Source organism: Streptomyces sp. G-G2 (assembly GCF_030063135.1).
GTDB lineage: Bacteria > Actinomycetota > Actinomycetes > Streptomycetales > Streptomycetaceae > Streptomyces.
Map to the genome: position 1 here is coordinate 1 of NZ_JASISO010000028.1, position 25,640 is coordinate 25,640.

Sequence of the window (25,640 nt, forward strand, 5' to 3'; positions counted from 1 at the left end):
CGTCAATGTTCACCTGTTCCAAGCAGGGACGCAGCCCGATACGGACGCTTGATGCCCTCGAGAATCGCCACACTCACCACCGGCTCCGGAGTCAACCCCCGAAGGACTTCGCGCGTCGACCACTTAGGTTCGGCCCTGCTTCCTGCCGCAGACCCTCGCAGATGGCCCGCACGGCGACCTTCGTGCCGGCGTAGACGGCCATCGCGGGTACGACGCGGTAAGCGGCCGTGGACGCCGTGGTGACGAAGTGGCCGCTGCCCTGGGCGCGGAACACGGGGAGGGCAGCGGCGATGCCGTTCAGTACGCCCTTGATGTTGACGTCGACCATGTGGTTCCACTCGTCGGTGCGCAGATCGTCGAGCGGCGAGATCGTGCCCACCCCGGCGTTGCCGACGAGGACGTCCAGCCGTCCGAAACGCTCGCCGGCCAGGGCAACCAGCTCGCGGAGATCGTCGATCCGGGTCACATCCGTGCGGAGATGCACCGCCTCACCGCCCACCTTCTCGATCCGCGTGGTCAGCGCCGCCAGCCGCTCGGTGCGCCGTGCGCCCAGCACCAGCCGGGCACCGCGCTCGGCCAGCAGCAGCGCGGTCGCCTCGCCGATCCCGCTGCTCGCCCCTGTAATGGCCACGACCTTGCCCGTGATGCCTGGCATGACGATTCCTTCCGCACTGCTGCTCATGACTGCTGCTCTCGTGGTCCCTGCCGCTCCTGCCGACGGCAAAGGCCAGTGTGTGACGGCCTTAGCCTGGTATCCAGAGCCAACTCATTCTGGAACTGAAGGTGGTAGTCCATGTCGGAAAGCGCCTTGTCCGACACTCAACGGCAGCGCCGCGAACTCGCGGCCTTCCTGCGCAGCCGCCGCGAGCTCATCACCCCGCGCGAGGCGGGTCTGCCGTCGACGAGACGGCGCCGCACCCCGGGGCTGCGGCGCGAGGAGCTGGCCGTGCTCGCGGGGATGAGCGCCACTTGGTACACGTATCTGGAGCAGGGCCGGGACGTCCGCGCCTCGGACCAGGTCCTGGACGCCCTCGCCAGCGCCCTGCGCCTCGACGCGCACGAGCGCGACCACCTCTTCCGGCTCGCCGGACGAGCACCGGCCACCGGGGAACCAGGGCCCGAGCCCCTCGACCCGGAGGTGGCCGCCGTCCCCCTGCTGCTGCAGCCGCATCCCGCGTACGTCGTCGACGGCACGTACGACGTACTGAGCCACAACCCGGCGACCGAAAGGGCGTTCCCGGGGCTCGTCACCGCGGATGGTCGGCCGCCGAACTTCGCGCGCTGGACGTTCCTGGACCCGCGGGCACGGGAGGTCCTGGCCGACTGGGAGCCGGAGGCGCGGGGGCTGCTCGCGCGGGTGCGCACCCTGGCCGGCTCCCACCCCGGGGATCCGCGCTTCGGGCGGCTGGTCGACGAACTGCACGAAGGTAGCTCCGAAGTGCGGGAATGGTGGCCGCGGTACGAGGTCGAGGCACGCGGCGGCGGGCACAAGAGGCTCCGGTCGCCGGACGGAGGCGTAGCCACGTACGCCTACACGGCGTTCCACGTAGCCGGGCGGCCGGAGCACACCCTCGTGATCTACGCGGCGCCGAGCGCACCCGGGCCATGACGGCTCGGCGCGCGAGCAGACCGGACATGACGGAAACTCCGTCCGGCGGCCGCTGAGGACAGGGGTACGACCGTCAACCGGGGCATCACCACGGCGGCCGGCGAAGCCCTGGTGTGCGGAGCCTCCTGACCGGTCACGAGCATCGCCGTGCCCGGATGAATTCTGCCGGATCTTCCAGGTATGCCCGAACCTTCAGAAGTGCTTCAGAGCAGCCCACCTGCCGTGGCGGCGCTAGCGCGGGGTGGTGTCGTCGGCCTTGAACGGGCTGCCGTGACCGGGCACGATCAGGTCCGCGGCGGCCAGCACCCGCAGCCGGGAGGCGCGCAGTGCTGCTGTGCCTGTCAGTCCCATCCTTCGGTGAATTGGTTGATCGCAGAATCCGGCTGGCCTGCCCGGCGGTGGTGCCGCTGAGGCCAGTGAGTGCGGTGGGGTCAACCCCCGCAGGCGATCACTGAGCGGTGCACATCGTGAAGTCGTGGGCCGCGTTACCGGCGTGACGGTCCGTCCAGCTCCACCTGTGCGTATGGCTCAGCCACGGGACACCCGCCCGCGGGATCAACCGGGCCGCGCCCTTCCAGGAGCGCTGGGGCGGCTCCAGCCGGTGTCGCTGTGCGCCCGTCAGGCCGCCCCCAGGCCTCCCGAGATCATTCCTCGGCCGCCGACCGGTGCTGCTTCATGACCTGCTGGAGGGCCTGGTTCACCAGGAGCAGGAGTTCGGCGGAGGACTCGAAGCGGGCGCCCGCAGGAGTGGCGGCCCCGAGGATCTCCGCTCCACGCTGTGATGCCGCCGCCAGGGTGACGTTCATCTGCGTGGTCGCGAGAATCGACCGGAACCAGAAGTCGTCGTCGATGACATAACGTTCGCGGCGCATGCCGGGAGACCGTTCGCGCCTGAGCATGCCCTGCTGTTCGAGGAACGTGACGGCGTGCGAGACCGACGCCGGGCTGATGCGCAGCCGCTGGATCAGGTCGGCGGCGGTGAGGGCGCCGGAGTCGGTGATGTACAGACAGGCCAGCACCCTGGCCGTCATCCGGGGCAGCCCCTGCTGCTCCAGGAGATCGGTGTAGGAGTCCGTGAACCCCTGGACCGCTCGGGGGTCGCGGCCGTGGGCGCCGTCGTCGAGGGCGGGTGATGTCGGAGGCCGAGCGGTAACGGCCTGCTTGCGTCGGCGCGCACGTTCCCGAGTGGCTTCTTGCGCTTGGCTCGCCCCGTAACCCTCGGGGCCGCCGTTGCGCGTGACCTCCCGCATGACCGTCGACGCGGGCCGGTCCAGCAGTCGGCCGATCTCCGCGTATCCGCGCCCCTCGGCCAGCCCCCTGGCGATGTCCTGACGATCCTCGTTGGTGAGCCTGCCTCCGGGCATCGGCGCCGGTCTCCTTCCGCCTGTCTGTCGGCATGTCGCCGTCTGTCGACGTGCCACTGTCTGTCAACGTGTCGCCGTCTGTCGGCAGGCGTGGAACACGGCGCCCGCACGCCTGGCTGCACCGTATGCGCCCCGTCAGCCCATTGCAATGTCGACCCCGGCCCCGCCTTTGCGTTCAGTAGTAGGTTCATTGCAATAGTCGCCAATTGTGCCTTGAATGCTGGACAGTTAGGCGCTAGGTGAACGTTGACCGATCAGTGAACGCAATGTAGCTTCGTCCTTGTTCAGCACTTCCCGAACTTCGGCGAGGGTCGGTCAGCGGTCCCCACCCACATCCGCCACCGGCGGTCCGCGATCAAGGAGTTACACGATGAGCAAGAACCACGGAGGCTTCTCCGAGGCCGGGCTGCGCAGCATGCGCGACGTACTGGCGCGGCACGTGGACTCCGGGAAGATCCCCGGTCTGGTCGCCCTGGTCAGCCGCGGCGAGGAGACGTACGTCGAGGCGCTCGGGACCATGCGCCACGACGGCGGCGCGCCGATGCGCAGGGACACGATCTTCCGGATGGCGTCGACGTCCAAGCCGGTCGCGGCCGCCGCGGTGATGGTCCTGGTGGACGAGTGCAGGCTCCGGATCGACGACACGGTCGACCGGTGGCTGCCCGAACTCGCCGACCGGCAGGTGCTGAAGCGGATCGACGGTCCGTTGGACGAGACCGTGCCGGCCCGGCGGCCGATCACCGTACGGGACCTGCTGACCTCTACGTTCGGGCTCGGCATGGATATGACGGCGCTGGGTGCTCCGATCATGAACGCGATATTCGAGCAGGGGCTCACGCCCAACCTGCCGGTGCCGATGCCCGGACCGGACGAGTGGATCCGCCGCCTCGGCACCCTTCCGCTGATGCACCAGCCCGGAGAGCGCTGGCAGTACCAGATCAGCAACGACCTGCTCGGCGTACTGGTCGCCAGGGTCACGGGCCAGACGTTCGAGGCGTTCCTGCGCGAGCGGATCTTCGAGCCCCTGGGCATGAAGGACACCGGCTTCCACGTCCCCGCCGACAAGATCGACCGGCTGACGGACCTCTACGCCCCCGACCCGCAGAGCGGAGAGTTCCACGTCTGGGACGCGGCCAAGGGGGGACGGTGGAGCGAGCCTCCGGCGTTCCAGGGCGGCGGTGGTGGGCTGGTCTCCACCGCCGACGACTACCACGCGTACTTCCGCATGCTGCTGAACGGCGGGACGCACGGCGGCGAGCGGATCCTGTCCCGGCCGGCCGTCGAGCTGATGACCACCAACCGCCTCACGCCCGAGCAGCAGGCCGTCCGGCACGCCATGGCCGTCAACAACGTCCACCTGTCGTTCGGCCAGGGGCAGCACGGCGGCTGGGGCATCGGGATGGCGGTGCGCACCTATCGCGGTGACTACGCGTCCGTCGGTCAGTTCGGCTGGGACGGCGGCAGCGGCACCTCGACCTACGCGGACCCGGAGAAGAACCTCACCGGAGTCCTGCTCACCCAGGTCGGCATGTCCGTACCGAACTCGGCACACGCCTTCCACGACTTCTGGAGCACGGTCTACCAGGCCATTGAGGACTGACACCGGGGGCTGGGGTACGGGCCCGCGTGCGTGCCCGATCTCGGCCGACGAGCACCACGCCACCGACCTCGTCGTCTCCGGCGAGCAGCTCCCGCACCGGCAGCTTGCGCTGGGCCACCTCGGCGCGGGCCCGCACGTGCTGCGCCTGCATTTCTCCGGCAACGCCTCTCCGGCGGCCGCCAGCTCTGCCCTCGTGGACTCGCTGCAGGTAACGACGTACGAGCCGGACAGCCCGCAGTACCTGGTGCTGCGCCATGCCCCGTCGTCTACGGGCGCAGCCTCGCCGGCCTCGGCAGCCCGTACCAGAACGCGACCACTGGCACACCGCTCATCGCGTGGCACGAGGTCGCCCCGGCAGCCACTCCAGGCCACCAGATCCTCACCTACTCAGTGGTGTGGAGCAATGAGGGCGGCGGAACGAACAACCCCGCACTGAGGGCGCGTTGGGGTCGCGCCACCGGCATCGAGTGGATCTACTCGGTCGAGGTCGACGAGCACGGCAGCCGAGTCGCGGGCAGCGACACCTTCCATGCCCCAGTCACCAGACGCTGCACTTCAGCGGCACGTACGAGGGCGACCACGCCTTGCTGGAGACATGCACGTCGAACAACAACATGTGCGACGTCGTCGACGAGCCGGCGCGCTTCCTTCGGCGTCCACGCCGTCCACGCCTGAAGTGAGCGACCAGCGCGACTACCTGTACGCGGTGGTCAAGAAGACCACTCAGCCGGCCAACACCGGCCCGCTGCGCCTGCGCCCCCGGCGCGCCGCCGCCCTGTCCCCTCGCGGGCCGTCCCGCAGCCGGGAGTCTCAGCACGTCAGGCAGTCGACCCTCCAGGCGCGCGAAGCGTCCGTCGGACGGCGTCACGGAGCCAGCGGTGGGCTCCGTCGGCGGTCTGGCGGGGATGCCAGGCCATGCCGATGGTCAGTGGCGGCAGAGGCAGGGGGATATCGAGGAGGTGCAGGCCGAGGGCGGTGGCGTCGGCGGTGAGGGGTGAGGGAGCCGCGCCGGAGAGCGCCGCGGGGACCAGGCAGACGACGTCGCTGCGGGCGGCAAGGGCCATCGCGGCCAGATGGCTCGGGAGGACGACGGCGACCCGCCGACGTAGGTCCCGCTCGGCCAGGGCGGTGTCGAGGGGACCGGTGAACCGGCCTCGGCGGCTGACCGCGACGTGGTCGGCGGCAGCGAGCCGGGCTGGGGTCAGGGGCTCCTCGGCCAGGGGGTGACCGGACCGGACGGCCGCCACCATCCGCAGGGTGAGCAGCTTTTCGACCTGGGTTTCCGGATCGACGTGGTCGATGGAGCCGATCTCCAGGTCGATCCGGCCGTCGCGGAGGGCCGGCCCAGCCTCCAACTCCTCGGCCCGGAACCGCAATGAGACCCCCGGCGCCTCTTGCCGGGTCAGTCTCAGCAGGCCGGAGGCCAGTGCCGCACCGACCAGGTCGGCGGCCTGGAGAGTGAAGGTGCTGCGCAGGGTGGCGGGGTCGACCACGGTGCCGGGGGCGAGGAGCGCTCCCAGGCTGCGCACCACCGCAGCGGCCTCGTCGCGCAAGGCCTGGGCGCGCGGAGTGGGGACCATCGTTTGCCCTGCCCGGACCAGGAGGGGGTCTTGGAGGATGCGGCGCAGGCGGCCGAGGGTGCGGCTCATGGCTGCCGGGGAGGTGTGGAGACGGGTGGCGGCGCGCGTGACGCTCTGCTCAGTCAGCAGGGCGTCGAGCGCGACCGCGAGGTTGGCGTCGATGACCGGATCAGGGCTGTTCACCAGGGTAATTCCATTTCAGGCAATGATTGCGTGCTGAAGTTCCCATTGTGGCACTGCCGTGGCTCTCAGCAGGATGGAGGGCGTACCGACCCGGCACGACCTGCGAGGTTTTCATGATCGTCATCACTGCTCCCACGGGGAACATCGGCCGCCACCTGGTGCCCCTGCTCCTGGAAGCCGCCCCCACCCACGGCGAGGAACTGCGGGTGATCGCACGCGACCCCGCCCGGCTCCCTGACGCGGTGCGCGAACGCGTCGAGGTGGTCATCGGCTCGCACGGAGACGCCGAGGTCGTCGACCGGGCCTTCGAGGGCGCGGACGCCGTCTTCTGGCTCGCCCCCCGGACTCCTCTCTGGCCCCGACCGACGCCTACTGCGGCTTCACCCGCCCCGCAGCGAAGGCGCTCGCCGCCCACGGCGTCGGGCACGTCGTCGGCGTCTCCGCGCTCGGCCGCGGCACTCCGGTCGCCGACCGCGCCGGGCTCGTCACCGCCTCCCACGCCATGGACGACCTCCTCGCGAAAACGGGCGTCGCCTACCGGGCCCTGGCCAACCCCTCCTTCTTCGAGAACCTCCTGGAGGAGGCCGACTCGATCCGCGAGAGGGGCGTCTTCACCGACGTGGTCGACGCCGACCGCAAGGCCCCCCTCACGGCCGTCGCCGACATCGCCGCCGTCGCCGCCCGCCTGCTGCTGGACCGCTCCTGGACCGGCATCGACAATGTCCCGGTTCTCGGCCCCCAGGACCTGTCTCCCCATGACCTGGCCCGCATCATGACCGAGCAGTTGGGCCGCCCCGTCCGCTACGAGCGCCAGCCCCTCGAGGAACTGCGTACCACTCTCGTCGGCTACGGCCTCGACGAAGCGTTCGTCCAAGGCATCGCCGACATGAAGCAGGCCAAGGACAGCGGCCTCGACGCCGGCGTTACCCGTACCGCGGCCACCGCCTCTCCCACCACCTTCCAGCAGTGGTGCGCCCAAACCCTCAAGCCCGCCGTCCTGTCCTGACCCACACCGTCGGCGCATCACCGGAATCCGTGGTGCCCACCACATCGAGACCACTTGCCACCTGGGGAGGACCCGCCATGCCCACCAAGGAAGCCGAAGCAACGGTGACCGCTTTCATACTCGTCAAGAGCACACCTGAATGGCTTGCCATGACCGTCCAGGAACGGGTGGACGCCTTCACCACCCAAGTCGTCTCCGCGATCGAGGCCAAAACCACCGGCGTCAGGTCACGCTTCTACGACACCGAGTTCTACTCCGCACGCGTCACCGACGTCTGGGTCTGGGAAGCAGACGATCACCGCGCGTACCAGCTCCTCATCGACGCGCTGCGAGAGACTCCCTTCTGGGACCGCTACTTCGAAGTCGTCGACCTGCTGGTCGGCACCGAGAACGGCTACGCCCGCACCTACGGCCTCGACCCCGTAGCCACCATCACCACCTGATACACCGCCCGCTCCGCGTGACCGGGCCGGGGTCCGGCCAGGGTCCACCCAAGAAGCGCCACAGGCACCGAACCTTCCTTTCCATGGGCCGCCTCCCAAGAAGCGGCCCATGGGCGCCTGTCCGCGCGGGCCGATGCGTTCTTCGAGCGGATCCTGGATGCGGGTCCGGTGGGGGCCCGCGGACGGCACTACTGGCGGCTTCTGAGCTCACTTCTCGCCCCTTCTTTTTCGGCTCGTCTCGGTGATCGCACATCACGTCAGCAACTGGTCGCCGAGGGGGCTGCGCAGGTAGAGCACGAGGTGGCCGTGCCGGGCCCGGGTGACCAGCCCCGCGCGGTGCAGGACGCCGAGGTGCTGGCTCACTGTGCCGGGGCCGGCGCCCAGCCGCTGGGCGAGTTCGGTCGTGCTGGCCGGTTGGGCGAGAAGGCCGATGACGCGGGCGCGGGTGCGGCCGAGCAGGTCGGCCAGTACGGCCGGCGGGGCTGTGGTGTCGGTGTGCCAGACGGTGGCGAGGCCGCGGGGCGAGGTGGGTGTCGCGGGCGGTCTCCCACATCACACCGGTCTCCGGCGAGGGCTAGCCGTGCGCGGCACTAGCTCATCCGGGGCTCCTGGGCTGTCATCTGGCGTGGTGGCACCACGGTATCGCCGCACGGGGGACCTGGAGCCCGGTACGCACGAACGCGCTCCGGGCCGGGGCGGACCATGACGCGGGTGGAGGGGGCGCCCGCGGGCCCGGCGACGCCTGACCTTCGGGCCTCCACGTTCGCCTACGCCCTGTCAGCCCCCGGCTCCACGCTGCGAGGCCGGCGAAGTCGGGCGGTGGCCGGAGATTCTTGATCATTCGCGTGGTGTCCAGGAACACCACGGACCACGGCTCACCCGGTTGCAGAGGCCCTGGTGCGCGGGGCGGCGGCTGGGCAGGCTAGTTTGCTCGGATGAGTCTTCTCGATGATGTGGCCGAGCGTGACGGCTGGCGGTGCTGGGTGTGCGACGAACCGGTGGACCCCGACAAGTCGGTGAACGACGCGCAGGGGCCCAGCGTTGACAGTCGGACCGCCGACCGGAAGGCCAAGGTCGCCGAGCGGCTCGCGCACCGCGGGTGCAACAGCCGCAAGGGCGCGGTCAAGGTGGTCATCGCCTGGCCGGACCGCTTGTACGTGGTCGAACCCGCGCCGCTGATCGCCGTCGCCGCGCGGTTGGAGCGCAAGGGGGGCCGCGAGATGGTGGGCCGTTGTCCGACCAGGAAGGACGCCCAGGCTGCGGCGGATTGGCTGGTGGACCGGTTCTCCCGGCTGGTACCGGGGCTGGCGGTGGCCGCCGACATCGAGGCGGGTGGCGGCCAGTTCCTCGTCATCCTGAACGCCGGCCGCCGCTGACCCGGGATCACCGGGCACACGTGCGTCGAGCTGAGCCGTCGGCCCACATCGACCCGTCCTGGCGCGAACTGACCCACGGGCGCGTGGTGGGCTGCGACCCCGTTCCCTCGATGCACCAATTCGACACCTGGGAACCCCTGTTGCGGCTCCTGCGGGCGGAACACGCGAAGCGCCTCGCCGTTCCCGGCGGCCGGGTGGTGGGCCGTATCGGCCGCGGGTCCTGGAGCGTGCCGCTGACGCGGCGGTTGCCGCCGCGCGGTCGCGCCGCCCAGTTGGAGGACAACCGGGACCAGCACGACGCTGTGGAACGGGTGCGCGACGCTCTGATCCAGGACGGTGTCGAGGCCGTCACGTTCGCCATGGAGACCGAGCCGACGGGGAGGACCCTGCTTCACCTGCTCGGGTCCAGCACAGCAGTGGAGCCCGGCGTCGGCCCGCATCCAGGGGCGCTCATCCTGGTGGAGGGCGCGCTTCCCGAGCCCTGGCACCGCCTTCCCGAGCCGGCGCCCGAGGCGGTGCCGGCGGTGTCGGCGGACCCGGCGGTGCTCGGGCAGGTGCTCCGGGAACGCCTGCCCGACGCCGTCGGCGCCACGGAAGCCGAGATCACCGCGGCGGAGACGCGTCTGGGCATAGCCCTGCCCGACGAGCTCAAAGCGCTTTACCGGGTGACCCGGGCGAAGTGGGAGGACCGGCGCGGCGACTACGACGCCGCGCAACGCCACTCCGAGGCGGTCCGGTGCGAGCTCTTCGGCCTGGACGGCGTGTACGTCGCCGAAGCGGTGACCCGCGAGTGCCCCTGGCGGTTCGCGGCGACGGAAACCGTCGACATCCGGCCCGACGCCGCGGTGCAGGGGCTGGTCGGCTCACCGGGCTGGATCGTCTTCGGCGACAACGGCGGCGGCGACCGGCTGGCCGTCGATCTGACACCCGCCCCCCGGGGACACACCGGACAGGTCATCCTCATCTCCCACGAGGAGAGCGTCGGCGCCGAGCTCCTAGCCGACTCCCTCACCGACCTGATGCTGGACCGGCGCAGCGCGGTACCCCGCGCCCAGGAGGCTCAGCGGCCACCGGCCGTGGCATGGGTCAATGGGTCCAGCCTGCGGAGCGTTGAGGACGCCGCCCATCCCGGCCTGGAGGTTCTCTCGATCGGCGTGGTGAACGGTCCGCCGCTCGGCCTCGCGCCGTTGATGGGACTGCCGAGGCTGCGGACCCTCGCCGCCCACACCGGCACGCTCGCCACCCCATGGGAGATCGGCGGGCTCACCGGGTTGGAATACCTGGAGCTCGGGCCTCGGGAATGGCGCCTTCTGCTCGACGCCGAAGCCGTGCCCCGCGGTCTGTCGGCCGCGGCCATCAAGGTCGGTTACGGCGAGGACCCCCTGCCCGTGGCGGACCTCGCCAACGAGCTCCTCGCCCTGTGGGGCCGGCCCCTGATCCCCCGGACCGTCGTCGAAGGCGACCTCGGCCCCCCGGCGTAGGCGGCGGGGCCGCAGGGGCTTGGCACCGCCCGGTGGATTCCCCCGCCGCGGCCCCGGTGGGCGACATCCGGCACGCCTTGATGTGTGCCTGGCAGGCCGAGCGGCCGCGCCGGGAACAGCCGGTCCGGTCGGCACGGTTGCATGGAACGGGGGGCAGCCGCGCCGCTGGGGTGGGGAACACGGTCACCATCAGGTCGTCCGCCCCACCAGGATCCGCGACCCAGGGTCCCGGTGCGCCCGCCGCACACTCGGATCACGACGTATTCCATTCTGCAGGAGGACTTTTTCATGACTGACCGGCCCTTGACGCTCATGGCAGTACACGCCCACCCCGACGACGAGGCCACCGGAACCGGAGGGGTCCTCGCCCGGTACGCGGCGGAAGGCATCCGCACGGTCCTCGTGACCTGTACCGACGGCGGTTGCGGTGACGGACCCGGGGGAGTCAAGCCGGGCGACCCCGGACACGATCCGGCGGCCGTCGCCTTGATGCGCCGTAAAGAACTCGAGACCAGCTGTGACGTCCTGAAGATCAGCGATCTGGAGACGCTGGACTATGCCGACTCCGGGATGATGGGCTGGCCGAGCAACGACGCCCCCGGATCCTTCTGGCAGACCCCCGTGGAGAAGGGCGCCGCCCGACTCGCGGAACTCATGCGGCGCTACCGGCCCGATGTGGTCGTCACCTACGACGAGAACGGCTTCTACGGCCACCCCGACCACATCCAGGCCCACCGCATCACGATGGCGGCACTGGAGATGACCGAGCTGACACCGAAGGTGTACTGGACGACGATGCCCCGCTCGATGATGCAGCGGTTCGGCGAGATCATGCGCGAGCTTCACGGGGACATGCCGGAGCCGGATCCGGCCGAGGCCGCCGCGATGGCCGAGATCGGTCTTCCCGACGATGAGATCACCACCTGGGTGGACACCCTCGCCTTCAGCGGCCAGAAGTTCGACGCGCTGGCCGCGCACGCCAGCCAGGGCGAGAACATCTTCTTCCTCAAGATGGGCAAGGAGAGGTTCGGCGAGCTGATGGGCACGGAGACCTTCGTACGCGTCAAGGACGCCACCGGCGCGGCCGTACCCGAGACCGACCTCCTCGCCGGACTGCGCTGATCCTCCGTCGGGGTGGGGGCCGCCCGCTGCTCCGGGAAGCGGGCGGCCTCCGGCTCTCCCGCGCGGCCTCCCGCCGGTACCACCGCTGGGCCTCGCTCCGCCCGCGACGGGTGCGGATGAGCACGTGCCCGAGGTCCATCCTCGCGTCGAGCCGGACCGGAGGCCGCAGCACGCCGGAGCCAGGGTTGCGCCTCCTCGAACCGTCCCGTCTCGGCCGGCAAGCCCCCGACATGGTCTTCCTCACCGTTCCACGCAGTGGTGCCCGTGACGCTGGTCACGGTGGCGGTGACCGCGCCGGTGGCGGGCCCCTGGCGTTGGGGCGTCGAGCCGTCGGCGCCGCGCTCACCGCCCCCGCGCCGGTCACGGGCGCACAACTGCTCTCCCGAGGGCTCGTGACCCGTCGATCATGCCCACCCCGGACCCTTGACAAGTCCACACGTTCCGTACGCTGGCGGGAAGCACCCGGACCAGGAGAAACCATGACTTTCCGTCCCAACGAATACGACCAGCCCATCGGTGTGCCCGTGTCCGATTGGTCCCCGCGCCCGCTGCCCGCCGCGGTCACCCTGGGAGGCCAGTACTGCCGGCTGGAGCCGCTCGACGCGGACCGGCACGCGGCCGACCTCTTCGCTGCCTACTCCAGCGGTTCGGACGCCCGGGACTGGACGTACATGTTCACCGGGCCGTTCGAGGACGCGCAGGACTACCGGCGCTACGTCCAGGAGGCGGCAGCCGGTAGCGACCCCCGGCACTACGCGGTGATCGACCTCGGCCGGGGTACGGCGGTCGGCACGCTCTCGCTGATGCGGCAGGACGGCGACCACGGTGTCGTCGAAGTCGGCAACGTGATGTTCTCGCCACTGATGAAGCGCAGTCCGCTCTCGACCGAGGCCCAGTTCCTGGCCATGCGGTACGTCTTCGACGACCTCGGATACCGGCGCTACGAGTGGAAGTGCGACAGCCTCAACGCACCTTCGCGCACGACGGCTGAGCGACTGGGCTTCACCTTCGAGGGCATCTTCCGCCAGGCGGTCGTCTACAAGGGCCGTAACCGTGACACCGCCTGGTTCTCCGTCATCGACGGCGAGTGGCCCGCCAACAAGCGGGTCCTGGAGTCCTGGCTGTCGCACGACAACTTCGACGCCCAGGGAATCCAGCGCCGATCCCTCGCCGAAGTGCGCGCCGCGGTGGTCGCCGCCCGCGCGTAACGACCATGTGGCGCACCTGGCGGCGGGTGCGGGTGAGGTGTGGCTTGGGAGTGGCTCGTACGCCGGGATGGCCCGTCCGGTTCCGAACGCAGGGACGAGTGCACGTTCAGCACGGCGGAGCTGCCCGAGGTGATCCCGCAGGGGGGCGCGGCTGATGCCACCGGGCGAGTGCCCGGCGAGCGAGAACGTCATCGTTGCCCTGCCGGTCCGGGAGACCTCGGAGGGCCTGTGGGACTTCGTCCACCGCAACGGACACCGGGAAGCGATCCGGCGGCGCCGCGAATGGTTCAAGCGGCACGCCGAGTCCCCCTGGTGCTCTGACGGCTCCGCCGGATCTCCCGCCCGCGGCGAGGCCGTGGACCGGCTCCCGGACCCGCGTGCGCACGGCCTGTCGCTCCACCCGCTCACCTTCACTTTCCCTGCATCGCGGCCGAGGCCGCCCGCCAAGGTCATTCCGCGCGTGCGGGGGAGCATCGACACCCCTTGTGTCATGCACACGAGTGCCGGGGTCCTCCCCGCGCATACGCCGAGCAGCCCGGTGACCTGCAATGTTGCTCGGCAGATGGGCCGTTTTGAAGCACTTCTGCAGATTCCGGCATATCGGGGTTCCATGCGGACAGGGGCGACTCGACCCGCCCGCCCGGCGACCCACCGCGCTCGCCGATCACCTCGCCACCCACGACCCGGCCCCGGATGCGTCGCCAGACCCTCGCCGAGGACGGACGATTACGGTGGCGGCGCATCCGGGGCCGTCATCCAGGCGCCCGCCCGTCAGGGCCTGTACGGCGCCGACTCATCGTGTCGGCTCACCAGGCCGGGCGGATCGGGCCCGGTGGGGTGAGGCGTGTCAGGTCGGCGACGAGGCTGGTGAAACGGGCCTCGCCCAACGCCTCCCGCCAGGGGGCGACGGCGGCTCGGGCCGCCTGGTCCGCGGCGCGGGTGGCGGCCCAGCCCGTCTCGGTCAGTACCAGGAGGCGGGCGCGGGCATCGCGCGGATGCGGGCGCCGCTCCACGTACCCCTTGCGGACCAGTTCTTCGACCAGCTGCGCCGCGGCCTGCTTGGTCACGCCCAGGTGCTCGGCCAGGTCGGCCGTGGTGGCGTCGCCCACGGAGATGCGGGCGAAGGCGAAGCCGTGCGCGGGGCGCAGGTCCTCGAACCCCCGCTGGGACACACGGGTGTGGATCTCCTGCACCAGTTGTCCGGAGAGTGCCAGTACGAGTGCGGAGAAGGCCAGGGCGTCGTCCATGGGTTGACTATAACTCGTCAAGCTGCTTGTCTTCATGGACAAGCTACTTGTCTATATGGAGGTCAATATGCCGTTCATCCGCGCTGACGAGGCCATCGCCCATGAGATCCACGGTGGCCGTTTCGTTTCCTACGTCCGTCCCGGCACGGGCAGTCGGGACCTCGCCTCCTGGCGCGTCGAGATGCCGGCCGGGATGGTGGGTCCGGCTCACACGATCAGCCACGAGGAAACGTTCTACGTCCTTTCCGGCCGCCTCCGGCTGACCATCGGCGACGAGGGTGCGGAACTCGGCGCCGGTGACGCGGCGGTGGCACCGGCAGGATCCCGGCTGGCGGTCGCCAACACCACCGACCAGCCCGTCCACATGTGGGTCACCACCCTCGTCGGGCTCACCGCCGAGTTGGCCGACGGCAGCACCATCTCACCGCCCTGGGCCCGATAGGCCCCTTGCGGGCCCGCACCCGAGTCGGTGGCCCGGCCCCGGGCCCCGGCCCCGGCGTCCGCGCAGTCGATCAGGGGCCGGGTCGCCGCATGTCCTCCGGGCGAGGCCGTCAGGCGCGGCAGCGCAGCATTTCCAGCGGGGGATTGGCGGCGAGGTCCGCCCAGTGGTCCGCGCCGAACTCGCGCACGCCGGCCTCGGACACCTCCACCGGAGCCCAACTCAGCTCGCTGAATCCGGCTGCCTTCAGACAGGTCTCGTAGACCTCGCGGCGCGGACGGTTGGCGAGGAACGAGACGGGCGGGTCGAGCAGCGCCGTGGTCCGGACCTGAGGCCCGGTCTCGACTTCCTCGCCGGTGAGCTCGCTGCGGAAGCCGTACTTCTCCGGGGACGGCCCGTCGAAGCGGAAGTCGGGCGACTGGTTGAGCAGGAACAGCTCGGCGCCGGGCTTTAGACTCCGGTGGATGTTGCGGCACATCAGCTCGGTGGTGGCGATGTCAGACGCGTAGTTGAGCAGCTGGACGGCCAGGCCCACGTCGAAGGGCTGCTCGAAGGTCCGCAGCGCGGACGCGTCGCCGACCTCGTAGCGCACGCCCAGCGGGTCTCGCTCCTCCAGCTTCTGCGCCACGGCGACCATCTCGCCCGAGATGTCGATGCCGAGCACGTCCGTGGCACCGCGTCGCTTGAACTCCCGGCTGTAGAAGCCGGTGCCGGAGGCAAGGTCGAGGACCGACTTGCCGCTCACATCCCCGACCAGGGCCAGGAAACCGGGCACCACCGCGTACTGCTCCAGCGGCAGGGCCTTGAACCCCTCGTACGCCTCACCGATCTCGTCGTACTGCTGCTGTGCACTCATCGTGCCGTCCTCCCCGTATGTTTCCCACCGTCATCGGCCACGGGCCCCCGCGATCGGGGCAGGCCGGCGCCTCTGACGGGCAGTCTCTCCCAACCTGGCAGGCCATCAGGCTTGGCGGAAAACACGAAGATATGAGTATCGTCCCGGGCTCCCGTACAGGCGGGCCTGCGAGTTCGACGCCTTCGGCGAGGCTGCGGTCCACGGCGAGCGTGGCCGCCGGGTCGCAGCAGTCCACGGCGAATGGGTCGCCACGGCCGCCTTCGCCGGTCCGACCGGCGGCGGCTTCGACCGCACGTCCGGCCGTTCGGGCATCTGGTCCCCCGACGGGGAACGGCTCGCGGAGGCGAGCGCAGCCCCCGATGAGATTGCGCGGGCGGCTTTCACCAGGTGAGCCCGGAAACTGCGTCAGGCTCGGCCGGGCAGCACCGCCGGACACGCTGCGCAGGCCCGCGCCGCATCACCGCGCGAGCTACGGTCCACCTTCAGGGCAGCGCGGCCAGGACCCACTGCCTGCGGGCACAGCACTAGACGCGCCAAGGGGTGTTCCAGTCGCTGGTGTTCCGGGTCATCTCCGTCCTTCCGGCAGCCCCCGCCTCCGGCTTGTCAGTGCCTTCCGCGAGATGACTACTGCTGAGGCGGCCGAGGATCTGCTGCCAGGTGCCGTCGCTGCTCCACAGGCGCAGGCGTTCGGCGCAGCGGTGCCAAGGACCGTAGCGTGATGGCAGGTCGTGCCAGCGGCGGCCACCGGCCTGGTGCCACAAGATGCCGTTGACGATGGTCCGGTAATCCGGTCCGCTTGGCCCGCATCGCGGGATCAGGGCGCGGACGGCGGCCCATTGGCGGTCGTCGAGATCATCGGCTTCGTTCACACCGGTCCCAACGATCCGAGCGTCACCCGGGGCACGCGATGCGGCTCGGTGAATCCGCGGCGAGCAGGAAAGCGAAGTGAACCGCGAGCCGAACGTCGCCAGGGCTCCGCGCCGCCTGCAACGCCGGCTCCGTCATCGGCGTCAACAGCGCTCTTGCCGGCCGTGGACCGCACGCCTACGTGTACACGGTTCCCTCGGGCGGCTACTCGATCAGAGGTTGCAACGTCTACGTCATCTCCTACGTCACCAAGAGCGGCCACCAGTCCTCCCTGGGCTGGTAGCCCTCAGAGCATGGCGCCATCCCTCCGGAACCGTCGATGATCCGAGCGTCCCCGGACCGCGCGGACTCAAAATCGTCTTCGATTCCGCGGAGGTGTACCCGGTCGCGGCCGCGGTCTCTTGCCGCGGCGACCGGCACTCCTTCCAAGGGGCCGTTCAAGGACGGGGTCGCTGACGGTCAGCACCGCTGTGGCGGTGAGGATCCCGATGCCGACGAGTTGGAAGACGAGCGCCCACCACCACATGAGGTCGCTCCTGCTTCCGACGATCGGGCCGATGATGCCTTGCGGTGAGTACACGACTGTGAGGTGCGTGCCGTGCGGTGCGGGGCAGGGCCCGGTCGCGGGAAGCTGCTCGTTGCTGCCGTTCGGCAGATCGATCCAGCACTGTGTGTACTTCATTCCATGCGCGCCGGTCCCTGTGGAGGCGCCATCGACCACGGCCGTGCCCTGCTCACCCGTGAGCGCAAGAGCGGCATCCGGCGCGTGCATCCCGCCGATGACCAGCAGCGCACCACCGAGCCAGTAGGCAGTCCTGGCCCACTGGGGCACGGTCCTGCTGCCGTAGGAGATCCGCCGCAGTACCCATGTGTAGAGCGTGATCAACACGATGACGCCGAACACGATCCCCAGGCCGAGGTCGAGTATCGCGGGCCCGAACGTGCTGATCACCGCCAGGACGATGATCACGCCCCACGTCACCGCCATCCCCCGCGGACCGAGCCCCCGTCTGGCCGACAACGCCTGCATCTTCCCGCCGCCCCTCGCACGCCCAGCCCCCGATGCCACGGCCATCAGTGTCGCCCCTCCTGTCCACCGCGTCGATGCCGCCGCTCGCGCGGAACCGGTCCGGGGATGTCAGGCCCGTCGGTCGGAGCCCCGTACCGCCCGAGCATGCTGCGGACAGCGCGCTTCGTCAGCCGTGCGGCGACGTTGGATCGGGCTGACGGGGCTTCCGCAGCTCGTCCAGGGTCCGCACCTCTATGTCCGTGCGGTGCAAGTGAACGGCGACGTCCCGCAGGTATCGCGCGACAGCGGGTGCAGGCCCAGTTCCTCGGCCAATTGGGTGATCTCGCCCTCGGAGGGATCTGCCATCCGGACCCAGGCGGGGTAGAGAGACCACATGAACGCGTCAGGCGAGCTGGTATCCGAATCGGTAGTACGGGAGATGATCGGGTGGTTGGTACACGTCATCGAGGCGGCCGGAGCGCTGATCATCTTCCTGGGAGCCATCTGGGCTTTCGCACGGTTCGCCACGACCGGACTCCGCAGACGGTCCCTCATCGGCGAGTTCAACAAGATTCGCCTCAGCCTGGGGCGCTTCCTCGTCCTCGGACTGGAATTCCAACTGGCGGGTGATGTCCTGCGCACAGCCGTCGCTCCCAGCTTCGCCGAGATCGGCCAGCTGGCGGCCATCGCGGCCATCCGCACCATCCTGAACTTCTTCCTCACCCGGGAAATCGCGCAGGAACGCGCCGAGATCGAGCACGATCAGAAAGAACCCGAATCCCGTCTCGCTCCTCCCTGACCCGCAGGCCCGGGCCGGCCGGTAGCCGCCGACATGCCGGTCTGTGAGCGGGAGGCGGCGGCACATCAAAACGCTCTCTGCCAAAGCCGCAGACCTCATCGGTCACGGGGTCTACGCTCATGAGATGGATCAGAACGAGGTCATCAGGAAGGTCGTCGGTATCCTGACGGAGGCCTACGACGCGTTCGTCCATCCCGAGGCTGACGACGCGCCCGAGGACGAACCCAACCTCATGGGTCAGTTCCTCACCGAGGCGATGCCGAGGATAGAGATCTCCTCCGATGCCTCGCTGCAGGAGGTGGCCGACCAGGTGGGCCGCGAGATGGGCCGGGCCGTCACTCAACTGGCAGCCGCGTTCGCGGCGGCGTACGTGGAGCTGGCCCTGGTCCATGACGAAAGCGACCCGGCCACCTCGTCGGCAGAGGTGCTGCGCGACATGGCCATCCGAGCCGAGGGGCCGGACGGATACGACTGGCCACAGGAGTAGCGCTCACGTCCGCAAACGCTGCGGGCCGCTCACGTGGACGTGGTCGGCCACGACGGTCCCGACGGGGTGTCCAGCATGCGGGACCAGCTGGACCAGGTCCCGTTGCCGTAGCGGTGGGTGGCCCACCACTGCCTGTCCCCGCCGCCGAGGACGCACACGTCGAACTCCCAGGGGTTCACCCCCACTTTGGTGATGGTCACGCCGCTGGTTGCGAAGCCACCCATGGAGGACCAGGTGGTCCACTTCCCGCTGAGGGTCCAGCGGGTCCACACCGCGTTGTCGGTGCCGATGACGAACTCCTGCTTGGATCCGTCCGGCAGGGTCTTCTTGGTGACCCCGTACTCGCAGAAGTACTGGCCGGCCCCGCGACTGCAGACGTCCGCCGCCTGCGCTGGCTGCGAGGTGAGGCCCAGACAGGCGGCGGCCACGGCCGCCAGCGCTACAAGCTTCATCCTGTTCATGCGCGCCACGCTAGCCAGCCTCGCTTACGTGCCGCTAACGACCGGCTAACTTACCGTTTCCCGAGGGGCCGAGCCGTGCGGGGCGTCGTGACGGGGCGAACGTTGCCTGACGCGGCACTGATCATTCAGGTGAGCACACCATCCCACGCGTCAGGACAACAACGTCGCAGGCCAAGCCCCTGCAGGACGTCCAGCCCCGTAGCGGATGCTCGACCGCCGGCTTGAGGACGTTCAAGGTTCGGTCGAAGTCGATCTCCGCCCGGAAGTCTGGCCTTGTCCCGTCCCACGGCTTGGGTCAGAGTGAATCCCGTGCCGCACAGGGGGTGAGGCGCGGGAGGTGAACATGTCTTTGAGGACCGATCTCTACGCAGATATCACCGGATTCCTCGTGGCCAAGTGCGATGCCGACCCGGATGAAATCTCCGAGGAATCCGATCTGTACTACGACATCGCCATCGACTCACTCGACCTCGTCGCCATGACGCAGACCCTTCAGGGTGCGTACGACATCTCGATGGACGACGAGCGCATCGGTTCGGTCCGCACCGTCGGCGACGTCCTGGACCTCGCCGTCTCCAAGATCGAAACCAAAGCAACCGCCTAGATCACGGGGAGAGTCTGCAATGCCTGCCTACATCACCGCCATGGGAAGCTTCCTGCCTGGCGAACCGGTGCCGAACGACGAGGTCGAGGACTATATCGGCAGCGTGGGCCGCGCGAGTTCGGGGTTACGCGAGCAGACCCTCAACAACTGCGGGATCAAGTCACGGCACTACGCCATCGACAAGCAGCAGAAGACCCTGTTCTCCAACACCGACCTGGCGGTCGCGGCCATTCGCCAGGCGGTGGACCGCTCGGATATCACTCTCGACGACATCGACCTCATCGCGGCGGCCACCGGGCTCCCGGATCTCATCGCGCCCGGCTTCGCCAGCAGCGTCCACGGCGAGCTGGGCAGCCCGCCCTGCGAGATCGTCAGCACCCACGGCATCTGCAGCTCCGGGATGATGGCGCTCAAGAGCGCCTACCTCCAGGTGGTGGCCGGGGAGAAGAAGAACGCGGTCGCCTGCGCGTCCGAGCTGATGTCGCGCCTCATGAAGAGCGACCGGTTCGCCGACGTCCGGCCGGTCTCGGACGACGGTGCCATCGCCATGGAGATGGCGTTCCTGCGCTACATGCTCTCGGACGGCGCCGGCGCCGCGGTGGTACGGGACCGCCCGGCGGCCGATGGGGTGAGCCTGCGGATCGACTGGATCTCGCTCACCTCCTACGCCAACACCGAGCAGACGTGCATGTACATGGGCGCGGCCGACAACTCGGCGGAGAAGACCTGGTTGGACTACCCCTCCGTGGCCGAGGCCGCAGCCGACGGCGCGCTGGCGCTGCGTCAGAACCTGGGCCTGCTGCCGCACCTCGTGCGGCTCGGGGTCAAGGAGTACCAGCGTCTGCTCGACGAGGGCCGCTTCGACCCGGACGAGCTCGCCTGGTTCCCCGCTCACTACTCCAGCGAGCGCATGAAGTCCATGGTGCTCAAGGAGATCGAGCAGAAGAAGCTCAGGGGCCCCTCCATCGAGAAGTGGTACAGCAATCTGTCCCGGGTCGGGAACATAGGCTCCGCCAGCGTCTACGTGATCCTGGAGGAGATGCTCAGCGAGGGCCTGGTGTCCCCCGGCGACAAACTCCTGTTGATGGTCCCCGAGTCCGGCCGGTTCGCGGTGTCCTTCGCGCATCTGACGGCCGTCTCCGGCGGCGGGGTCTGAGGTCATGGGCGCACAGCCCCGAGTGACCGTCTACTGGTACTCACAGACCGGTCAGCTCCTGGAATCCGTCTCCGCCGTCACCGACCCGCTGGAGAAGGCGGGTTGGGACATACGCAAGGTCGAGATCAGACCGCGGGAACCCTTCCCCTTCCCCTGGCCCGTACGCCGCTTCTTCGGTGTCTTCCCCGCCTCCGTCGACCCCGACGGGGCAACCGAGATCACCGCCCGGCCGCCGGTGGCCGAGGATGACGACGCGGACCTGGTCGTCTTCGCCTTCCCCGTCTGGTACTTGGCTCCGGCGCTCCCCATGCGCGCGTTCATCGGCGCCGAGCCGAAGGCGTTCGACGGGCGTGCCGTCGTCGGCCTAGTGGCCTGCCGGAACATGTGGTACTCGGCCGCCATCGAGGTGCGGCAACTGCTCCAGGCCGCGGGCGGCCGCTACGTGGGCACGATCGCCGCAGTGGACACCGCTTCCGCCGGGGTCACCTTCGTCACCACGCTGCGCTGGCTGCTCGCCGGAAAGCGGGAGGCGTCCTGGGGATTCCCGCGCGCCGGTGTCGGCATGGACGAGCTGGACCGGCTCGCGCTCCTCGGCGAGCGCATCGCCGAACTCGCGCCAGCACAGCTCGAATTCACCCCGGGACGGGCCGAACCAGCGTCCCGCGCCGCTTCCGAAGAGGCCCTGGCCGACCGGGTCCGCGAGGTTCTCGCCGCCCATGACGCGGCCCCCGTACACTCTCCGCTGGCCGCGGCCGACCTCCTGGCCGGAAAGGTCTTCCGGGTCTGGGGCCGGGTCATCCGCGGCGCCGGCCGGCCGGGTGAGATCCAACGCAACGCGCTCACCGCGGTGTTCGCGCTCTGGCTGCTCGGCGCCGTCCTGGCCGGGCTGCCCGCCGTCGTCGTCGCCCGCGTCCTGTTCAAGGCCGGCTTCGACGCGGCGGTGGCCCGGCGCCTGGCGCCGGTCGTCGCCGGTCTTGCGGAGGTGCGACGATGACCGCAGCCGTACCGCAGCCGCCGGAGGCCGCCGAGCGGGTGGAGGCCGACGTCGTGGTGGTCGGTGGCGGGCCCACCGGCCTCGCCGCGGCCCACTTCCTCGCCGGACTCGGCGTCCGCACGGTCGTGCTGGAACAACGCCCCGCACCGTCCGGTCACCCACGCGCCACGGTGATCAACTCGCGCACCATGGAGCTGCTCAGGTACCTGGGCGTCGACGCCGAGGTGCGCCGCGCCGGCGTGCCCCTGGAGAACACGGCGCGCATCACCTGGTGCACCGAGCTCTCCGGCACCGAACTCGCCGCCCTCGACGTCATCGATTCGGCGGAAGCCCTGATGCGGCGAGCGGCCATCAGCCCGGTCCTTCCCGTCATCTGCTCGCAGAACCGGGTGGAAGCGCTGCTCGTCGACCGGCTCCCCGAGAACGCACGAGTGATCCGTGGGGTCAGGGCCGAGGAGCTGACCCGGACTCCGTCCGGTGTCAGGGTGACGACCGGGGGCGAGCGCCCCATCGTCGTCGAGGCCCACTACGCCGTCCTGGCCGAGGGGCTGCACGGCCCGCTGCGCGAGACAGTGGGCCTGCGGCGGACCGCCGCCACGCCGCTCGGCAGGCTCCTCGACATCCACTTCAGCGCCGACCTCTCGCCCTGGACGGCCGGCCGGGAGAGCGCCTTGTACTGGGTGCTCAACGCCACCGTGCGGGGCGTCCTCATCACCGTGGACCCCGCGCGCGGCGAATGGCTCCTGGAGATCCCCGCCCTCACCCCCGACGAGGAACACACCTACTTCGAGGAGGATGTCGATCACCACAAGCTGATCGAGGCCGCCATCGGCGAGCCGGTCGGGGGGCTGCGCATCCACTCCGTACGGAACTGGGTGATGGGCTCCACGGGGCTCGACTCCTGGCGCAGCGCCGACGGCAGGGTGCTCGCCGCGGGAGACGCCGCCCACACCTTCCCGCCCACCGGGGGTTTCGGCATGAACACCGGCATCCAGGACGCCCACAACCTCGGCTGGAAGCTGGCCGCGGTGCTGCGCGGCGGCGCCCCCGACACGCTGCTCGACTCGTACGAGCGTGAGCGGCGCCCGGTCGCGGAGTTCAACGCCCGGCACAGCGAGAGCAACGCCCTCCAGAAGCGGGCGCTGCTCCAATCCGACGCCGATCATGCGGAGTTCGCCCGCAACATCGAACAGCATCGGCCACACTTCGACTTCGAGGGGCAGGCGCTGGGATTCACCTACGCACCGGGCCCCGGTGAGCCGGTGGTCCAGGACGTGGTGACCTATCAGCCGACCGCCCGGGCCGGCCACCGGGCCCCGCACGCCTGGCTCGACCGGGCCGGCGACCGGATCTCCACGACCGACCTGAACCGCAATGGCTTCGCCCTGCTCACCGGGGCAGAGGGAGCCGTCTGGCAGCAAGTGGCGCAGGAGACCCCGACCGTCGTGGGCCTGCCCCTCACGGCAGCCGTGATCACCGCGGACGGGCCCCCACTGCGCGACGTCACCGGAGCCTTCGCCGAAAGCTACGCCCTGCGGGGGCCGGAAGCGGTTCTCGTACGGCCCGACGGACATGTCCTCGCCCGGCTGCCCGGCATCGCACCCCGGCAGGAACTCCGGCAGGCCGTCGACCGCATAGTCAACAGCGGGCAGGTGCCCGCACGAGCGGAGGAGCCGTCATGACGGCTGAAACCACCTTCTCCCCGGAGCGAGTCGCGGGACTGCGCTCCGGCGCACTCTCCGAAGTCCGCGCCGCCCTCGCCGGGCTGCCGCGCGAGGACCTGGCGGCCTGGCTGGCCACACCCGAGGGCGAGGCCGTGCTGCGCTCGGCCTTCGACCGGATGCCCGAGCGCTACACCGGAGGCCTCACGGACGGTCCGCGGACAGCCCGTTGGGAGGTCGAAAGGTCTCCGGCCGACACCGTCGCGTACGACCTCGTACTGACCGAGGACACCTGCGACGTGCGCGAGACGGGGATCTCGGGCGACCCCGCGGTCACCCTCGCCCTCGACGCGGTCAGCTTCGTGGAGATGGCCTCCGCCGCGGCCCAGGGGATGGATCTGCTGCTCAAGGGCCGGCTGCACATCCAGGGTGATGTGCACCTCGCGATGCGGATGGAGTCTCTCTTCGGGCTCGCCGAGCCGGGTGAGTCCGGATGAGTACAGCCCCCGGGCGCCACCGGGTGGTGGTGACGGGCATCGGCATGGTCAACCCGCTCGGCATCGGCACCGAGACGGTCTGGACGCGGCTGCTCGCCGGATCCACCGGCGTGGGACCGATCAAGGGCTTCGACGCAGACCGGCTGCCGGTGCGGATCGCCGCCGAGGTGACGGACTTCGATCCGACCGACTGGCTGACCCGCAAGGAGGCCAGACGCCTCGACCGGTTCTGCCACTTCGCGATCGCCGCGGCCCAACTCGCCGTGGAGCGCGCGGGCCTCGACGGCATCGACCGGGACGGCGCCGCCACCGTGATCGGCAGCGCTATCGGCGGCGCCGGCACCATGATGGCGGGGGTGCTGAAGGACGCGGCGGCGCCCCGGATGGTCTCCCCGTACTTCGTGCCCAGCTCCATCGTCAACATGGGCGCGGGCACGGTCGCCCAGCGCTTCGGCTTCCGCGGCCCCGGCGCCGCACCGGTCACCGCCTGCGCCTCCTCGGCCGACGCGATCGGGCAGGCCTACCGCATGGTCCGCGACGGCTATGCCGGGGCCGCACTGGCGGGCGGCTCCGAGGCATGCATCGTCTCGCCGCTGATCGCGGGTTTCGACAACCTGCGCGCGCTGTCCCGCCGCAACGACGAACCCCGCCGAGCCTCCCGCCCGTTCACCGCGGACCGGGATGGTTTCGTCATGGGGGAGGGCGCCACCATGCTGCTCCTGGAGACCGCGGAGTCGGCCGAGGCGCGGGGCGCGTACGTCTACGCCGAGATCTGCGGCTACGGCCAGACCAGCGACGCCTACCACGTCACCGCCCCCGACCCCACCGGGCAGGGTGCCGCCCGCGCCATGCTCGCCGCGCTGCGCGAGGCCGACCTCAAGCCCGACGAGATCGACTACGTCAACGCCCATGGCACCTCGACCCAGTTCTCCGATGCCGCCGAGACGAAGGCGATCAAGTCCGCCTTCGGCACGCACAGCGGGAACCTGGCCGTCAGCTCCACCAAGTCGATGACCGGCCATCTGCTGGGCGCGGCCGGCGCGACCGAGACGGCGTTCTGCGCCCTGGCCATCGACCGCGGGGTCATCCCGCCCACCATCAACCAGGACGCGGCCGACCCCGAGTGCGACCTCGACTACGTGCCGAACACCGCCCGTCCGTACGAGACCCAGGCGGCCCTCTCCAATTCCTTCGCCTTCGGCGGGCAGAACGTCTCGCTCGCCCTCCAACGCTTCGTCAGGGAGTGACCCCACCCGTGTCCATGGAGCCCACGCCGGAAGCCACCCGCAGGACTGGGGGTGCAGCGCGACCGGGGGCAAGGAGATCCTCGCCGAGCCGGGGAAGGTCCATGGCGTACCGCCGGGCGTTTCGCATCGCATCGTCGATCGCCACCAGGACGCCGCGGCAGGCATGTTCAGCGCCCTGAGGCCGCCCTGCGCGTCGGCGGACTCCTGGAGACGCTTTGGGGCCTGGCCGACGACGGACACAGCAACCGCAAGGGCTACCCCCAAGTGCTCCGGCCCGCCGTCATCGCCCGCGAGTGAGACGAGTCCGCCCTCACAAGACGCTCCAGGTGGGTCCAGGACCTGGT

General features: G+C 70.1%; 25 protein-coding genes and 2 pseudogenes. 18 read left to right on the forward strand and 9 right to left on the reverse strand.

Annotation, left to right across the window (positions count from 1 at the left end; genetic code table 11):
* Positions 1 to 124 precede the first annotated feature (124 nt).
* Positions 125 to 655, reverse strand: a pseudogene (locus QMF80_RS22070) (SDR family oxidoreductase); the annotation flags it as partial.
* A 138-nt stretch (positions 656 to 793) separates the two neighbouring features.
* Here QMF80_RS22070 and QMF80_RS22075 point away from each other — a divergent pair.
* On the forward strand, positions 794 to 1,609 hold the full coding sequence (locus tag QMF80_RS22075) for a helix-turn-helix transcriptional regulator (RefSeq protein WP_283455945.1): 816 nt from the start codon (positions 794 to 796) through the stop codon (positions 1,607 to 1,609).
* Between the two features lie 644 nt (positions 1,610 to 2,253).
* On the opposite strand, the gene QMF80_RS22085 is transcribed toward QMF80_RS22075, so the two are convergent.
* Positions 2,254 to 2,973 (reverse strand): GbsR/MarR family transcriptional regulator, encoded by a 720-nt coding sequence (locus tag QMF80_RS22085; RefSeq protein ID WP_283455946.1) that lies wholly within the window; start codon positions 2,971 to 2,973, stop codon positions 2,254 to 2,256.
* 370 nt (positions 2,974 to 3,343) lie between these two features.
* On the opposite strand from QMF80_RS22085, the gene QMF80_RS22090 reads away from it, so the two are divergent.
* Positions 3,344 to 4,573, forward strand: coding sequence for a serine hydrolase domain-containing protein (locus tag QMF80_RS22090; RefSeq protein ID WP_283455947.1), 1,230 nt, complete (start codon positions 3,344 to 3,346; stop codon positions 4,571 to 4,573).
* 818 nt (positions 4,574 to 5,391) lie between these two features.
* Here QMF80_RS22090 and QMF80_RS22095 read toward each other — a convergent pair.
* On the reverse strand, positions 5,392 to 6,336 hold the full coding sequence (locus QMF80_RS22095; RefSeq protein WP_283455948.1) for a LysR family transcriptional regulator: 945 nt from the start codon (positions 6,334 to 6,336) through the stop codon (positions 5,392 to 5,394).
* Positions 6,337 to 6,449: 113 nt separating this feature from the next.
* Between QMF80_RS22095 and QMF80_RS22100 the strand changes: the two are divergent.
* Together QMF80_RS22100 and QMF80_RS22105 are read left to right on the forward strand one after the other, a co-directional pair.
* Positions 6,450 to 7,342 (forward strand): annotated as a pseudogene (locus tag QMF80_RS22100) (NAD(P)H-binding protein).
* 77 nt (positions 7,343 to 7,419) lie between these two features.
* Positions 7,420 to 7,785: a darcynin family protein gene (locus QMF80_RS22105; protein WP_283455949.1), complete on the forward strand. Its 366-nt coding sequence runs from the start codon at positions 7,420 to 7,422 to the stop codon at positions 7,783 to 7,785.
* A 252-nt stretch (positions 7,786 to 8,037) separates the two neighbouring features.
* Here the strand turns inward: QMF80_RS22105 and QMF80_RS22110 are convergent, their stop codons facing one another.
* Complete coding sequence (locus QMF80_RS22110) at positions 8,038 to 8,253, reverse strand: ArsR/SmtB family transcription factor (RefSeq protein WP_349372231.1); 216 nt, start codon at positions 8,251 to 8,253, stop codon at positions 8,038 to 8,040.
* 467 nt (positions 8,254 to 8,720) lie between these two features.
* Between QMF80_RS22110 and QMF80_RS22115 the strand changes: the two genes are divergently transcribed.
* The 5 genes from QMF80_RS22115 to QMF80_RS22135 all read left to right on the forward strand — a co-directional run bounded on the left by QMF80_RS22115 (position 8,721) and on the right by QMF80_RS22135 (position 13,813).
* Complete coding sequence (locus tag QMF80_RS22115) at positions 8,721 to 9,161, forward strand: hypothetical protein (RefSeq protein ID WP_283455950.1); 441 nt, start codon at positions 8,721 to 8,723, stop codon at positions 9,159 to 9,161.
* A gap of 110 nt (positions 9,162 to 9,271) precedes the next feature.
* On the forward strand, positions 9,272 to 10,642 hold the full coding sequence (locus tag QMF80_RS22120) for an SMI1/KNR4 family protein (RefSeq protein ID WP_283456035.1): 1,371 nt from the start codon (positions 9,272 to 9,274) through the stop codon (positions 10,640 to 10,642).
* 288 nt (positions 10,643 to 10,930) lie between these two features.
* Positions 10,931 to 11,764, forward strand: coding sequence for a PIG-L family deacetylase (locus QMF80_RS22125; RefSeq protein WP_283455951.1), 834 nt, complete (start codon positions 10,931 to 10,933; stop codon positions 11,762 to 11,764).
* A gap of 479 nt (positions 11,765 to 12,243) precedes the next feature.
* Positions 12,244 to 12,972 (forward strand): GNAT family N-acetyltransferase, encoded by a 729-nt coding sequence (locus tag QMF80_RS22130; protein ID WP_283455952.1) that lies wholly within the window; start codon positions 12,244 to 12,246, stop codon positions 12,970 to 12,972.
* A gap of 154 nt (positions 12,973 to 13,126) precedes the next feature.
* A complete protein-coding gene (locus QMF80_RS22135) occupies positions 13,127 to 13,813 on the forward strand; it encodes a DUF3291 domain-containing protein (protein WP_283455953.1) in 687 nt (228 codons plus the stop codon).
* Here QMF80_RS22135 and QMF80_RS22140 read toward each other — a convergent pair.
* Positions 13,779 to 14,219 (reverse strand): MarR family winged helix-turn-helix transcriptional regulator, encoded by a 441-nt coding sequence (locus QMF80_RS22140; RefSeq protein ID WP_283455954.1) that lies wholly within the window; start codon positions 14,217 to 14,219, stop codon positions 13,779 to 13,781. The two genes, QMF80_RS22135 and QMF80_RS22140, sit on opposite strands and share 35 nt — an antisense overlap.
* Positions 14,220 to 14,286: 67 nt before the next feature.
* On the opposite strand from QMF80_RS22140, the gene QMF80_RS22145 reads away from it, so the two are divergent.
* Positions 14,287 to 14,661: a cupin domain-containing protein gene (locus tag QMF80_RS22145; RefSeq protein ID WP_283456036.1), complete on the forward strand. Its 375-nt coding sequence runs from the start codon at positions 14,287 to 14,289 to the stop codon at positions 14,659 to 14,661.
* Positions 14,662 to 14,770: 109 nt separating this feature from the next.
* Here QMF80_RS22145 and QMF80_RS22150 read toward each other — a convergent pair whose 3' ends face one another.
* From QMF80_RS22150 to QMF80_RS22160, 3 genes are all read right to left on the reverse strand, one after another.
* Positions 14,771 to 15,514 carry a class I SAM-dependent methyltransferase gene (locus QMF80_RS22150; RefSeq protein WP_283455955.1) on the reverse strand — a complete coding sequence of 248 codons (744 nt, stop codon included), beginning with the start codon at positions 15,512 to 15,514 and terminating at the stop codon, positions 14,771 to 14,773.
* A 524-nt stretch (positions 15,515 to 16,038) separates the two neighbouring features.
* Positions 16,039 to 16,383, reverse strand: coding sequence for a transposase (locus tag QMF80_RS22155; RefSeq protein WP_283455956.1), 345 nt, complete (start codon positions 16,381 to 16,383; stop codon positions 16,039 to 16,041).
* A gap of 347 nt (positions 16,384 to 16,730) precedes the next feature.
* Positions 16,731 to 17,351 (reverse strand): hypothetical protein, encoded by a 621-nt coding sequence (locus tag QMF80_RS22160; protein WP_283455957.1) that lies wholly within the window; start codon positions 17,349 to 17,351, stop codon positions 16,731 to 16,733.
* Between the two features lie 433 nt (positions 17,352 to 17,784).
* Here QMF80_RS22160 and QMF80_RS22165 point away from each other — a divergent pair, with 433 nt between their 5' ends.
* Positions 17,785 to 18,189, forward strand: a complete 405-nt coding sequence (locus QMF80_RS22165) for a DUF1622 domain-containing protein (RefSeq protein WP_283455958.1) — start codon at positions 17,785 to 17,787, stop codon at positions 18,187 to 18,189.
* A gap of 124 nt (positions 18,190 to 18,313) precedes the next feature.
* Positions 18,314 to 18,676, forward strand: coding sequence for a hypothetical protein (locus QMF80_RS22170; RefSeq protein ID WP_283455959.1), 363 nt, complete (start codon positions 18,314 to 18,316; stop codon positions 18,674 to 18,676).
* Positions 18,677 to 18,705: 29 nt separating this feature from the next.
* Here QMF80_RS22170 and QMF80_RS22175 read toward each other — a convergent pair whose 3' ends face one another.
* Positions 18,706 to 19,137: a DUF8189 domain-containing protein gene (locus QMF80_RS22175; RefSeq protein ID WP_283455960.1), complete on the reverse strand. Its 432-nt coding sequence runs from the start codon at positions 19,135 to 19,137 to the stop codon at positions 18,706 to 18,708.
* A gap of 343 nt (positions 19,138 to 19,480) precedes the next feature.
* On the opposite strand from QMF80_RS22175, the gene QMF80_RS22180 reads away from it, so the two are divergent.
* From QMF80_RS22180 to fabF, 6 genes are read left to right on the forward strand one after another with little or no spacing between them, the layout of a single operon-like run.
* Entirely contained in the window at positions 19,481 to 19,741 is a 261-nt protein-coding gene (locus QMF80_RS22180) for an acyl carrier protein (RefSeq protein ID WP_283455961.1), read from the forward strand.
* A 19-nt stretch (positions 19,742 to 19,760) separates the two neighbouring features.
* Positions 19,761 to 20,897: a 3-oxoacyl-[acyl-carrier-protein] synthase III C-terminal domain-containing protein gene (locus QMF80_RS22185; RefSeq protein WP_283455962.1), complete on the forward strand. Its 1,137-nt coding sequence runs from the start codon at positions 19,761 to 19,763 to the stop codon at positions 20,895 to 20,897.
* Positions 20,898 to 20,901: 4 nt separating this feature from the next.
* A complete protein-coding gene (locus tag QMF80_RS22190; protein WP_283455963.1) occupies positions 20,902 to 21,891 on the forward strand; it encodes a hypothetical protein in 990 nt (329 codons plus the stop codon).
* A complete protein-coding gene (locus tag QMF80_RS22195) occupies positions 21,888 to 23,573 on the forward strand; it encodes an FAD-dependent oxidoreductase (RefSeq protein WP_283455964.1) in 1,686 nt (561 codons plus the stop codon). The genes QMF80_RS22190 and QMF80_RS22195 overlap by 4 nt, the downstream gene beginning before the upstream one ends.
* Entirely contained in the window at positions 23,570 to 24,049 is a 480-nt protein-coding gene (locus QMF80_RS22200) for an SCP2 sterol-binding domain-containing protein (protein ID WP_283455965.1), read from the forward strand. The genes QMF80_RS22195 and QMF80_RS22200 overlap by 4 nt, the downstream gene beginning before the upstream one ends.
* Positions 24,046 to 25,296: a beta-ketoacyl-ACP synthase II gene (gene fabF / locus QMF80_RS22205; RefSeq protein WP_283455966.1), complete on the forward strand. Its 1,251-nt coding sequence runs from the start codon at positions 24,046 to 24,048 to the stop codon at positions 25,294 to 25,296. Before QMF80_RS22200 ends, fabF begins: the two co-directional genes overlap by 4 nt.
* Positions 25,297 to 25,640 lie beyond the last annotated feature (344 nt).